This window comes from Cronobacter malonaticus LMG 23826 (genome assembly GCF_001277215.2).
Classification (GTDB): Bacteria; Pseudomonadota; Gammaproteobacteria; order Enterobacterales; family Enterobacteriaceae; genus Cronobacter; species Cronobacter malonaticus.
Genome location: NZ_CP013941.1, coordinates 83,454 through 95,083, shown reverse-complemented (window position 1 = coordinate 95,083; position 11,630 = coordinate 83,454). Strand labels below are relative to the sequence as shown.

Below are 11,630 nucleotides of genomic sequence, written 5' to 3'. Positions count from 1 at the left end.
GCCGTTTTTTTTCGCAAAGGCTGAGCGGCGCAGGGGCGTTACTCGTTGCCCCACTGATTCAGGAAGTTGGCGATTTCATCGATACGCCCCTCAGGGATCCCCGCTTCGCGCGCCATCTCATGCTGAGCTTCTTCGCTGATCTCTTCGTTGTTCATCAGTCGGGTGATTAACAGCTGGAAGTAGTGCGCCAGGCGATCGCGCTCCGCAGCGCTTACCGGCAGCTCTGTTTCCGTCGCGTACTCGTCAGCGATGTCATAAAACTTGATAGGAATATCATTACTCATAGGGCGTTCCTGATGGTGGTGTTTATGCCTGTCGGGACAGGGCGTTATGAGTAAGATAGTACCATTTCTGGCAGCGCGCTGGCGCGGAAAATGGCGACGCGGGGTCAGTGATACTCTTACAGATCACGATTGACCTTCATCCCCTGAGCAAGCGTTTGTTCGGATATCATTTCAAAAAATGCAGTAAACGTGTCGCTTAACCTGTAAAGGTTCCCGCACTCATTTTGCTCGGGTATCTCAAAATCCTGAAGAGTATCTTCCGCATGCAGATGCGTTCTGTCCCAGTAAAATATGCCTTTCTGGTGTTCCCCATTCAGCAGCAAAAAATAGTTACCGCCCGGATCGTCGCCGATGATTAATTTGCTGTCGATAAAATCCAGTTCACTTAATAGCTCATCGTTATTATAAATGACATCATAATAATCGTTTTTCGCTTGCATCCCAAACAGAGCGTTAAACGCAATAGCGCCCTCATCGACACCGCGATACGTTAAATTACAGTAATCCGGGCTTTTTACCACAAAGCCATTATTTAACAGAAGGAACGTTTTATAATCTTCAGGCAAGCTGATGCGGTATCTTTTTTCCAGGCGCTGGATGTCAGCTTCTGTAATCATTTTTCCACAGGAGACTGGCATGGTTTTTCCTTCTCTGAGTTATAGTGACTGGCTTTTTTAATCTACCAGTACAGATATTCTTTTGACAGGTAAAGTTTATGTCAGGCCAGATTGCTTCAAAACACGATAAAAATGCCGTTTCGCCACATCCTGTTCTTATCGGATATAACATATTGAATAATCTGGTTTTTATCGCCAGATCCAGCATTAACCCCAAACGCATTTCGCCGGGCTGACACTAGCTGGATAGGTGGGTTTTAAATCAGCCATGAGTCTCTGGCATGACCAAAAATCTTATTCCCCGAATCATTTTTTTGATTTTTTACAACAATGGCGCATATAAACAGAACGCTATTTGACTTTAACTAAAGAGGAGCCACACTTGATTGTGGCGCTGAATTATCAATAGAATGAAAGTTAATGATATTAACCCTAGTTATTTCGCCGGGATATTATATTTCAGGCAAAAGCTGAAACAATTACACAACGTGGGGATAAATATATATCTCTGTTTCATGCGTGGCGGGGAGAAGTTTTCTCGTCGATGCTGAAGCGTTCATAAAATATATTATATTGCGCCTTTCTGAATACTTATTTTTCATATGTATAAATAATGAATCAGAGGAGTGAATATCAAAATGTTAGAAACTACAGATAAATGTCAAAAAAATGATCCCGCAACATATTTGCTGGAACAGGCGATGGGGTTTACCTTTCAGGCCGCGCTGCGTGCTGCCGCCGAAACTGGAGTGGCAGACCAACTGAAAGAACGCGCGAAAACCGCTGAGGAACTCGCGACAGAACTGAAGGTGGACGGAGCCAGATTGTATCGTCTTCTGCGTATGCTCGCTTCGAAACATATTTTCGAAGCCGCTCCTGATGGCCGGTTCTCCCTCACCCCTGCAGCGGAGTACCTTTGTTCGGATCATCCTTATTCACTGCGTGCGGCTGTGTTAATGCTGACCGATAAAACGTTCTGGTCGCCATCCGGCAACCTGACAGAGAGCCTGCGCAGCACGTCCTCCTTTAAAAACCTGTACGGCATGTCTTTCTATGAATACTGGGCAGATAAAGGAAATCAAAGAGAAGGCTACGATTTCCATACCGGTATGTCATCCATGTCAGCGGTGGAAAATAGGTTTTTATCGGAAAGCTATCCTTTTCCTGAAAATGCAACAGTCGTAGACATAGCGGGAGGAATGGGCGGGTTATTGCTGGCCATTTTACGGCGTAATCCGACACTGCACGGCATACTTTTCGATCGGCCTGATATTCTGGCCAGACACCGGCTGGGCGAACTTGGAGATGATACGCGCTGGCGAATACAACCAGGCAGTTTTTTTGAATCCTGTCCTTCTGCAGATTTTTACTTATTAAAATATATCACAATGGACTGGCCCGATAAGCAGGCCAGAAATATCCTGCTCAACTGCCGGAAAGCCATGCATGAGAAATCGAAACTGCTAATAATGGAACCCATTATTCCTGAAGGGAACCACTGGCATGGCGGTAATGAAATAGATCTCTTACTCCTGGCAAGTTTTGACGGCGGACAGACACGCAGTGAAGCGTCGTTACGCACACTGCTGGCAAGTGCAGGGCTGAAGCTTAGTCGTGTCATCACAACGGGATGCTACGTTTCCATCGCAGAAGCCGTGGTCGCCTGATTCCGATGTGCCGGAATATAAAAGTTTTCTGACGTAACGCGGGTTAGCAGAACACGTTAAGTAAAGGGCAGGAGAGGTATTCCTCTCCTGCAGTAATGCCGCTGAATCAGTGCAACTCGCTTTCAAAAACGGTCTGTGGTATTTGAGTAACAGGCATCGAATTTATCAGGAGGAGCGTTCATAGCCTGCGTAGCTACCGGCCATTTAACATAAGATAGATTGCACGCACTGAAAAAAACCTTTGCGCGCCGCCACATATCCCTCCAGACCGTAACATTTGCCTGCCATTTACGATACACTTGCGCCACTTTTCATTCCCGCTGTTTATGCAACCACATGGCGCCGCCAGCCGGTACAAACGCCAAAACACCGCGGGAAAACCAAACCGGAGAGATCATGCTGGAAAAACTGCGTACCCGTGACGGGAAAAAATTTCTGACGGCACTGGTGATTGTTTTCATCACCGTACTGACGGTCGTCTCCCGCGTCACGTTTGAGGGCGTGGAAGAGCAGTACAACATGCCGATGGAACACTGGAGCGCGTCGATGTTTATCATGCAGGGCGCGTGGGTGCTGATTTACAGCGTGCCGTTCTCGTTTATCATCTCGCTTCCCTTCGCGTTCTACTTTCTGGGGCCAAAAGACGATCGCGGCTGAGTTTGCGTTCGGGCGGGTTTTATTGCCGCGCTGAATGAATTGGCGTGAATTGTCATGATTACTTTACAAAACAGCGCTTGCCCGATAACCGGTCGCTCACTATTCTTTTGCCGATGATGACGACCGCAGGCTCCGCTTACACAAAAAACCGGCAACTGAAAGCAACCCTGCTTTTGGTCATTGCCTGTTGCGTGATGCTGATTTGCCTGACCCAGCGCGCCAGCATTCTGCATCAGATGCAGGTCAAAGCGGCCGAAATCGGCCTGACGACGCAAAGCAGTGGTCATGAAGCGACCACGCCGTCGCTCTCCCCCTGTGAACTCAGCGCGCACTCGCTGCTTGCCGCGCAGCCGCTCCACTTCGACACCATTATTCTCTGGCCCGGCCTGCTGGTTATCCTGCTTGCTGTGCTGATCGCTGTGAACGTCCGCGCCCTGCCGGATGCGATCCCCCGCCCTCCCCAACGACGAATACATCTCAAAAACTGCGTGTTCCGTGAATGACTGACCGGGTTCGTCCTGTTCGGTTAATTATTCATGGAGAAAACAGATGAAAATGCTTTTCAGAAGCCTGTGGCTTCTGGCGCTTAGCGTGTCTGCGGCCCGGGCTGCGGACAGCGGCTGGCTGCCACCGGCGCAGCCTTCCCACGCCCATATTCAGGTACGCAGCGGCGCGCCCGCCGACGGCAAAGTGCGTCTGCTGCTGCCTATCACGCTCGATAAAGGCTGGAAAACCTACTGGCGGACGCCAGGCGACGGCGGGTTCCGGCCCGTTATCGACTGGTCAACTCCAGCGCAGACCACCTGGCACTGGCCGCAGCCGGTACGCTTCGACGCCGCCGGGTTCAGTTCGGTCGGCTATGATGACGGCGTGACCTTTCCGCTTGAAGTCACTACCGCTGAAACCGCGCGGCTGCGCGGCACGCTGACGCTCTCGCTGTGCAGCAACCTCTGCGTGGTGAACACCTTCCCGCTGGATGTCGATCTGGCCGATGGCTCGTCGCCCGGTTTCGATGATGACTGGCAAGCGGCGATGGCGACCGTTCCGCCAGACACCGGCAACATTACGGTGACGAACGTTTCCGCTCGCGGTTCAACGCTCAGCCTGACGGCGACTTCACCCGATGGCTGGCCGCAACCGGCGCTGTTTGCCGATAACCCTGACAACGTTTCGCTTTCGGTTCCGCAACTGGAAACGGACGGCGACACGCTCACGGCGCATTTTACGGCCCTCAACGACCGGGGTGAACCGACAGACGCAAGTCGTATTGAGGCGGTTTCGCTGGTGCTCAGCAGTGGGGCCACCAGCCAGCAGATGACGGTAAAACCGGACGGCGCGCCGCTGTTCTGGCAGGCCGTCGCGGTGGCGCTGCTCGGCGGGCTTATTCTGAACCTGATGCCCTGCGTGCTGCCGGTGATGGGCATGAAGCTCGCCTCGCTGATGACGCTGGCGCAGGCGGACCGCCGCCAGACCCGCATCCGCTTTCTCGCCACCAGCGCCGGGATGATTTTCTCGTTCCTGGTGCTGGCGGCCGTGATGAGCGCGCTGCGGCTCTCGGGCGCGTGGACCGGCTGGGGTTTTCAGTTTCAGCATGCCGGGTTTATCGCCACCATGGCGGTCGTGACCTGGGCTTTCTGTTTCAGCCTCGCGGGCGTGGTGGAGATCAGGCTGCCCGCCGCGCTCACTACCCGGCTCGCCACGGCGGGCGGTCAGGGCGTGGGCGGCAGTTTCCTGGAGGGTGCATTCGCGACGCTGCTGGCGACGCCCTGCACCGCGCCCTTTCTCGGCACCGCCGTCGCTTTTGCGCTGGCAGCGCCATTACCGCAGCTGTGGCTGATTTTTCTCGCGCTCGGCACCGGCATGAGCCTGCCGTGGCTGCTTGTCAGCCTGATGCCCGGCGTGGCGCGCTGGCTGCCGCGGCCCGGCCCGTGGATGGGCAAACTGCGCCTGGTGCTGGTGCTGCTGATGCTTGGCTCCAGTATCTGGCTGATGTCGCTGCTGGCGAAGGAATGGGGGGCGCGCTACGTGCTGATCGCGGGCGGCCTGATGGTTGCGCTGTTTCTCTGGCGCTGCGCAGTGATGCTGCCGCGCCAGCGGGAAAACCTGCGAACGCTGGCGTTCGGCGTCCTGTTCGGCGCCGGGTTATATGCGTTTCTGGCACCTACACCGGACGGCCGCCGCGAAGGGCCGCTTCACTGGCAGCCCTTCAGCCAGCCGGCGCTCGATAACGCGCTTGCAGCGCATAAACGGATACTCGTGGATATCACCGCCGACTGGTGCCTGAACTGTAAGGTCAATGAAGTCATGGTGCTGCACCGCCCCGACGTGGTGGACGCGTTGCATCAGGATGACGTGGTGCTGTTACAGGGCAACTGGAGCAAGCCATCTGCGGAAATTGAAACATTTTTGCGCCGCCACGGCGCAAGTGGTATTCCGTTTAACGCCGTGTTCGGCCCCACGACACCCAATGGCGAAGTGCTCTCTTCGCTGCTGAGTAAAACGGAACTGCTTGACGCGCTGGATAACGCTGGTGCGGCCACCTCTCAGACAATGAATAAGGACAGACAATGAAAAAGTTACTGATGGCGGGCGCACTGCTCGCCGCGTTCCAGGCGCAGGCTGATGATTTACCGGAGCCGGTAAAACAGATGGAGAAACAGGGCATTACGATTATCAAGCCTTTCACCGCGCCGGGCGGCGTTCAGGCGTGGCTTGGTAAATATCAGGACACCGGCGTGACGCTCTATCTGACGCCGGACAAAAAGCATGTCATCACCGGCTATATGTACGACGCGCAGGGCAATAATCTTAGCGAAAAGCTGATTAACGACGAGCTGTACATCCCGGCGGGCCGCGAAATGTGGAAAACGCTGGATCAGGCGAAGGGCATTCAGGAAGGCAGCGAGCAGGCCGCCTGCAAGGTGGTGGTGTTCGCCGATCCGTTCTGTCCTTACTGCCATAAGTTCTGGGAGCAAGCGCAGCCGTACCTTAAAGATAAGAGCATCAGCCTGAAAACGCTGCTGGTAGGCGTGATCCGCCCGGACAGCGGGCGCTATGCCGCGGCGGTGCTGGCCTCCGACGATCCGCAAAAAACCTGGCAGGCTCTTGAAAGCTCAGCCGGTAAAACCAAACCGGTGCTGCCGGAGAAAACCTCGCCTGCGGCCTTTAAGCAGATTCAGTATAACCAGCAGCTGATGGCGCAACTGGGCGCGAACGGCACGCCGGCCATTTACTATCTGAATAAAGACCGGCTGCTTCAGCAGATTGTCGGTCTGCCGAACGCCGAGCAGATGGCCGATCTGGTGGCCTGTAAGTAATGAAAAAGGGCCACCTTTGCGGGTGGCCCTTTACTGCAACGCGTAGCCCTGCCTCGTGGCGCTAAAGATTTTCCTCATAAAGTACCGTTTCCCGGATCGTTTCAAGCGCGTTGCGCAGTGTCTCCAGCGGTAAAGAGCCGAGCGCGAGGCGTATCGCGTGGGGTGTATGGAATGTCGTGCTGAACGGCTCGGCGGTGGACACCGAGATCTTTTTTTGCAGCAGTTTTTGAGCCACCTGTTCGGCCCGCACGCCTTCCCGCAGCGGCAGCCAGATAAAATAGGAGGACGGGTGGCTCATGACCTCCAGCGGGGCCAGCACTTCTCTGGCAAGACGCTGGCGAGCCCGAGCATCACGGCGCTTCAGCGTCTCAAACCGGTTTACCGTGCCGTCACGCAGCCAGTCGCACACCAGTGTTGTCATCAGCGCTGGTGTATTCCAGGCGGTGGCGCGAATGGTGCGCTCGAACGCGCTCAGAAAACGCGGCGGGCAGACGACCGCACCAACCCGCAGGCCCGTCGCGATATTCTTCGAAAACCCGGTCACATATACCGTTCGCTCTGGTGCCAGCGCCGCGAGCGGCACCGGCGCGGGCTTCACCAGCCAGGCGTAAGGCGCATCTTCAATCAGCAACAGATCGTATTGCCGTGCAATCGCCACCAGCGCGCGTCGCTGGCGCGGCGTCATTACCCAGCCGATCGGGTTGTGCAGCGTTGGCATGGTGTAAACTGCCCGCACGCGACGCTTTTCGCAGAGCGCCTGCAACGCCGCGAGATCCGGCCCCTGCGGTGTGCACGGCACCGCCACAAGCTCAATGTGACAAAGCTGTGCAGCCACTTTAAATCCGGGATAAGTCAGCGCGTCCACCGCCACCACATCACCTGGCCGTAACAGGCTCATCACCGATACAGCGAGGCCATGCTGCGCGCCGCTCACCACCAGCACGTTCTCCGGCGCGGTATTCAACCCTGCGCCCGCCAGATACGCGGCGATAGTCTCTCTGTCTTTCGCGCGCCCGGCGTGGGGCTGATAACGTAACAGCGCCTCGATATCCCCGGCCGAGGCAAGCTGGCGCAACGCGTCGCGCAACCGCTCTGCCTGCCCTGGCAGCGCGGGATAGTTAAAGCTGAGATCCAGCGCATCGGCCGCCACGGCATGCTGATCGATACCCAGCCCCGGCGGCAGCGCGATATCCCGCACAAAGGTTCCCCGCCCTGTTTCACCGCTCACCAGCCCCATCGCCTCCAGCTCGGCGTAAACGCGCGTCGCCGTCGCAAGCGAGACATGGTGTTCCACCGCCAGCCGCCGGTGCGTCGGCAGCTTTACGCCTGCGGTTAACTCACCACTTCGGATAGCCGCGGCAAAGCGATCGACCAGGGTTTTATAACGCGCTTTCACGGCAATGTATCCATGACAATTTTTTGATTGTCCTGAATCTAGCGTCCTACTATGGCGAGCGTCAATGGTCGTTATGTTATCAGGAGAGTGTTATGGAGAATCCGTCCCGTCCTGGCCTGTGGGCAGGCTGGCTCAATGGCCTGCTGGGCGTGGTTATTTTCAGCGGTTCGCTGCCCGCCACGCGTGTCGCCGTGGAAGATTTGTCGCCGTTTTTTCTGACGTTCGCCCGCGCCTCCATCGCCGGAGGGCTGGCGCTACTGTTAATCCTGCTGCGACGGGAAACGCGCCCCACGGTGCGGCAGGCGGCGTCGCTGGCGGTAATCTGCGCCGGCGTAGTGGTAGGCTTTCCACTGCTGACCGCGCTGGCGCTTCAGCATGTGACGTCCGCGCATTCGATGGTGTTTATCGGCCTGCTGCCGCTCGCGACGGCGCTCTTTGGCGTACTGCGCGGCGGTGAACGCCCCCGCCCGGCATTCTGGATTTTCTCGATACTGGGCAGCCTGCTGGTGGCGGGTTTTGCCCTCACCGGGGATGTGCGGATCTCATTACAGGGCGACCTGCTGATGCTGGCCGCCGTGGCGCTGTGCGGGTTAGGGTATGCGGAAGGCGCGGCGCTGTCGCGCCAGCTCGGCGGCTGGCAGGTGATCGGCTGGGCGCTGATCCTCGCGCTGCCGCTGATGCTGTGCGCCGCCTGGCTGACGCGGCCCGCCACGTTCAGTACGGTGGCGCCTGCCGCCTGGGTGTCGCTGGGGTATGTGTCGCTGTTCAGTATGCTAATCGGTTTTATCTTCTGGTACCGTGGGCTTGCCGCAGGCGGGATCGCCGCCGTCGGCCAGCTTCAGCTCTTACAGCCGTTTCTTGGCCTCGCGCTCGCCGCGTCGCTGCTTAATGAACACGTCAGCCCGCTGATGCTGGTCGTGACGCTGGGGGTGATCCTCTGCGTGGCGGGCTCGAAGAAATTCGCGCGCTGATAGGCACTTTAATAAGGAAATATCATGTTTAAGGGTCTCGCCGCTTTTCCGCTGACGCCGCTGATTAACGGCAGGGCGGATGAAAAAACCTTTGTGTCGCTGATTGAAAATCTGGCGGCGGCGCGGGTAGATACTATTGCCCCGCTCGGCTCCACCGGCAGCTACGCCTACCTCTCCCGGGAGCAACGCGCCCGCATTACGGCGCTGTCGATCGCGGCCGCAGAGGATATTCCGGTCATAACGAGCATCGGCGCGCTGCGTCTGGACGATATCCTGCAGCTCGCCGATGACGCCCAGCGCGCCGGCGTGCGTGGGCTGCTTCTCTCGCCGCTCTCCTATCAGCCGCTCAGTCAGGAAGAGGCATACCGGCTTTATGAGCGTGTCGCGCACGCGGTTTCGGTACCGCTGTGCATTTATGATAATCCGGCCACCACGGGCTTTACCTTTACGCAGGAATTACTGTGCGCCGTGGCGCGGCTGCCCAATATCGGCTCGATTAAACTCAGCCCGTTTAGCGATGCCGCCCAGGCGGCCGCGAAAATCCCCGCCCTGCGCCGCGAGCTCCCCGCCACCGTCACCCTTGGCACCAGCGGCGATCCGCAGGCCGGCAGTGCGCTGCTGGCCGGAGCCGATGTGTTCTATTCGGTCGCCGCCGGGCTCTGGCCACGCGATATCCGGGCGCTGACCGACGCCGCGCTGGCGGGCGACGAGGCGCAGGCCGCCGCGCTCAATGAGAAGTTTGAACCGCTGTGGGAATTATTTCGCCGCCACGGCAGTTTGCGGGTGATCGCGGCGGCTGCGGAACTCTGCGGACGCGCCGCCGCGCCCTGCCTGCCGGAGCCGCTGCTGAGTCTGCAGGGCGAGGCGCGCGCGCAGTTGCAGGCAGTGCTGGAGCAGCAGGAATATCATTAACGCACCACTCATATTCGTATATTCGAATATGTTATTGACGTCAGAGAATGAGCGATCCACACTACCCTCCACTGTTTTATGGAGGGTAAATGATGTCTTTCATGCCGTTACAGCTGTTCAAACTGCTGGCTGATGACACCCGATTACGCCTGGCGCTGCTGCTGCGCGCGCAGGGTGAACTGTGCGTTTGCGAACTCTCATTGACGTTAAACCTTTCCCAGCCCAAGATTTCCCGCCATCTGGCATTACTGCGCGACAGCGGTCTTCTCTGCGATCGCCGCGACGGCAAGTGGATCTACTACCGGCTTTCGCCGCACATGCCCGCCTGGGCTGCAGCGGTGATTGAGCAGGCGTTTTTATGCGAGCGTGAAGCCATCACGTCTCTGATCATGCAAAACGCATCAGTCAGCAGACCTTGCGGTTAAAAAATTTCCCTTAACATATACGATTTAGCATATTTGTTTTGTGTTACTCCGGCGTAAAAGCCGCAGTTTTCAGTCAAGGAGAGTGTCATGTTTCTGGCGGGTGCGATTTTTATCCTGACCCTGGTTCTGGTTATCTGGCAGCCGAAAGGTCTCGGCATAGGCTGGAGCGCCTCGGCAGGCGCAGCGCTGGCGCTACTGACCGGCGTGGTGCACATCAGCGATATTCCTGTGGTGTGGAATATCGTCTGGAACGCTACCGCGACGTTTATCGCCGTCATTATCATCAGCCTGTTGCTGGATGAGTGCGGTTTCTTCCGCTGGGCGGCGCTGCACGTGGCGCAATGGGGCAACGGCAAAGCAACACGGCTGTTTAGCTGGATAATTTTACTGGGCGCGATGGTAGCAGCGCTGTTCGCCAATGACGGCGCGGCGCTGATCCTCACGCCTATTGTTATCGCAATGCTGCTGGCGCTCGGCTTCAGCCGCGGCGCGACGCTGGCGTTCGTCATGGCAGCAGGCTTTATTGCCGATACCGCCAGCCTGCCGTTAATGGTTTCGAATCTGGTCAATATCGTCACGGCGGATTTCTTCTCGCTCAGCTTCAGCGATTACGCCGCTGTGATGGTGCCGGTGAATATTGCCTCTGTAGCCGCCTCGCTGGTCATGCTGCACCTCTTTTTTCGCAAAGAGATCCCTGCCACCTACGATTGCGAAAAAATCAACGCGCCGCACACGGCGATCCGCGATCGACGCACCTTCATGACCGGCTGGCTGGTGCTGGTGTTGCTGCTGGCGGGCTTTTTCGCGCTGGAGCCGCTCGGCGTGCCGGTGAGCCTGGTCGCCGCCGCCGCCGCGGCATTGCTCTGGCTGGTCGCGCGTCAGGGGCAGGTTATCGATACGCGCCGGGTGCTGAAAGGCGCGCCCTGGCAAATCGTTATTTTTTCGCTGGGCATGTATCTGGTGGTGTATGGCCTGCGTAACGCCGGGCTGACCGGTTATCTCTCCGCCCTGCTGAACGTCTTCGCGCAGCATGGGCTATGGAGCGCGACGCTCGGCACCGGTTTTCTGACCGCGGCGCTTTCCTCGGTAATGAATAACATGCCGACAGTGCTGGTGGGCGCGCTCTCCATAGACACAAGTAGCGCTACGGGCGTTGTCAGGGACGCCATGATTTACGCGAATATCATCGGCTGCGATTTAGGCCCGAAAATAACGCCAATCGGCAGCCTCGCCACGCTGCTGTGGCTGCATGTGCTGGCGCAGAAAAATATTGCGATTAGCTGGGGCTATTACTTCCGGGTGGGCATTGTGATGACCCTGCCGGTGCTGCTGGTGACGCTTGCCGCCCTCGCCCTTCGCCTTTCCTTTTAACCTGATCCAGGGC

Annotated in this window: 12 protein-coding genes; 9 read left to right on the top strand and 3 right to left on the bottom strand. The window is 57.3% G+C overall.

The window, feature by feature from the left end; genetic code table 11:
- Window positions 1-38: 38 nt before the first annotated feature.
- Window positions 39-284 carry a YmjA family protein gene (locus AFK66_RS20480; RefSeq protein WP_007780641.1) on the bottom strand — a complete coding sequence of 82 codons (246 nt, stop codon included), beginning with the start codon at window positions 282-284 and terminating at the stop codon, window positions 39-41.
- A gap of 116 nt (window positions 285-400) precedes the next feature.
- A complete protein-coding gene (locus tag AFK66_RS20475) occupies window positions 401-922 on the bottom strand; it encodes an SMI1/KNR4 family protein (RefSeq protein WP_007780643.1) in 522 nt (173 codons plus the stop codon).
- Between the two features lie 617 nt (window positions 923-1,539).
- On the opposite strand from AFK66_RS20475, the gene AFK66_RS20470 reads away from it, so the two are divergent.
- The 5 genes from AFK66_RS20470 to dsbG all read left to right on the top strand — a co-directional run bounded on the left by AFK66_RS20470 (window position 1,540) and on the right by dsbG (window position 6,542).
- Complete coding sequence (locus AFK66_RS20470) at window positions 1,540-2,568, top strand: methyltransferase (protein WP_080630054.1); 1,029 nt, start codon at window positions 1,540-1,542, stop codon at window positions 2,566-2,568.
- Between the two features lie 396 nt (window positions 2,569-2,964).
- Window positions 2,965-3,225 carry a DUF2534 family protein gene (locus AFK66_RS20465; protein ID WP_007780653.1) on the top strand — a complete coding sequence of 87 codons (261 nt, stop codon included), beginning with the start codon at window positions 2,965-2,967 and terminating at the stop codon, window positions 3,223-3,225.
- A 44-nt stretch (window positions 3,226-3,269) separates the two neighbouring features.
- Entirely contained in the window at window positions 3,270-3,728 is a 459-nt protein-coding gene (locus AFK66_RS20460; RefSeq protein ID WP_007780656.1) for a hypothetical protein, read from the top strand.
- A 46-nt stretch (window positions 3,729-3,774) separates the two neighbouring features.
- Window positions 3,775-5,796, top strand: a complete 2,022-nt coding sequence (locus tag AFK66_RS20455; RefSeq protein ID WP_023897660.1) for a protein-disulfide reductase DsbD family protein — start codon at window positions 3,775-3,777, stop codon at window positions 5,794-5,796.
- Window positions 5,793-6,542: a thiol:disulfide interchange protein DsbG gene (dsbG, locus tag AFK66_RS20450; protein ID WP_007780660.1), complete on the top strand. Its 750-nt coding sequence runs from the start codon at window positions 5,793-5,795 to the stop codon at window positions 6,540-6,542. The genes AFK66_RS20455 and dsbG overlap by 4 nt, the downstream gene beginning before the upstream one ends.
- Window positions 6,543-6,603: 61 nt before the next feature.
- On the opposite strand, the gene AFK66_RS20445 is transcribed toward dsbG, so the two are convergent.
- Window positions 6,604-7,938: an aminotransferase-like domain-containing protein gene (locus AFK66_RS20445; protein WP_023897659.1), complete on the bottom strand. Its 1,335-nt coding sequence runs from the start codon at window positions 7,936-7,938 to the stop codon at window positions 6,604-6,606.
- 92 nt (window positions 7,939-8,030) lie between these two features.
- Between AFK66_RS20445 and AFK66_RS20440 the strand changes: the two genes are divergently transcribed.
- The 4 genes from AFK66_RS20440 (at window position 8,031) to AFK66_RS20425 (ending at window position 11,617) form a co-directional block, all read left to right on the top strand.
- Window positions 8,031-8,909 carry a DMT family transporter gene (locus AFK66_RS20440; protein ID WP_023897658.1) on the top strand — a complete coding sequence of 293 codons (879 nt, stop codon included), beginning with the start codon at window positions 8,031-8,033 and terminating at the stop codon, window positions 8,907-8,909.
- A 24-nt stretch (window positions 8,910-8,933) separates the two neighbouring features.
- Window positions 8,934-9,821 carry a dihydrodipicolinate synthase family protein gene (locus AFK66_RS20435; protein ID WP_023897657.1) on the top strand — a complete coding sequence of 296 codons (888 nt, stop codon included), beginning with the start codon at window positions 8,934-8,936 and terminating at the stop codon, window positions 9,819-9,821.
- A gap of 89 nt (window positions 9,822-9,910) precedes the next feature.
- Window positions 9,911-10,246 carry a metalloregulator ArsR/SmtB family transcription factor gene (locus AFK66_RS20430; RefSeq protein WP_007780670.1) on the top strand — a complete coding sequence of 112 codons (336 nt, stop codon included), beginning with the start codon at window positions 9,911-9,913 and terminating at the stop codon, window positions 10,244-10,246.
- An 87-nt stretch (window positions 10,247-10,333) separates the two neighbouring features.
- On the top strand, window positions 10,334-11,617 hold the full coding sequence (locus AFK66_RS20425) for an arsenic transporter (RefSeq protein ID WP_023897656.1): 1,284 nt from the start codon (window positions 10,334-10,336) through the stop codon (window positions 11,615-11,617).
- Window positions 11,618-11,630: the final 13 nt, after the last annotated feature.

Coding starts and splice junctions, on each gene's coding strand:
- AFK66_RS20475 (WP_007780643.1), bottom strand. CDS start 922: ATGCCAGTCTCCTGTGGAAAAATGATTACAGAAGCTGACATCCAGCGC.
- AFK66_RS20425 (WP_023897656.1), top strand. CDS start 10,334: ATGTTTCTGGCGGGTGCGATTTTTATCCTGACCCTGGTTCTGGTTATC.
- AFK66_RS20480 (WP_007780641.1), bottom strand. CDS start 284: ATGAGTAATGATATTCCTATCAAGTTTTATGACATCGCTGACGAGTAC.
- dsbG (WP_007780660.1), top strand. CDS start 5,793: ATGAAAAAGTTACTGATGGCGGGCGCACTGCTCGCCGCGTTCCAGGCG.
- AFK66_RS20430 (WP_007780670.1), top strand. CDS start 9,911: ATGATGTCTTTCATGCCGTTACAGCTGTTCAAACTGCTGGCTGATGAC.
- AFK66_RS20465 (WP_007780653.1), top strand. CDS start 2,965: ATGCTGGAAAAACTGCGTACCCGTGACGGGAAAAAATTTCTGACGGCA.
- AFK66_RS20470 (WP_080630054.1), top strand. CDS start 1,540: ATGTTAGAAACTACAGATAAATGTCAAAAAAATGATCCCGCAACATAT.
- AFK66_RS20455 (WP_023897660.1), top strand. CDS start 3,775: ATGAAAATGCTTTTCAGAAGCCTGTGGCTTCTGGCGCTTAGCGTGTCT.
- AFK66_RS20435 (WP_023897657.1), top strand. CDS start 8,934: ATGTTTAAGGGTCTCGCCGCTTTTCCGCTGACGCCGCTGATTAACGGC.
- AFK66_RS20440 (WP_023897658.1), top strand. CDS start 8,031: ATGGAGAATCCGTCCCGTCCTGGCCTGTGGGCAGGCTGGCTCAATGGC.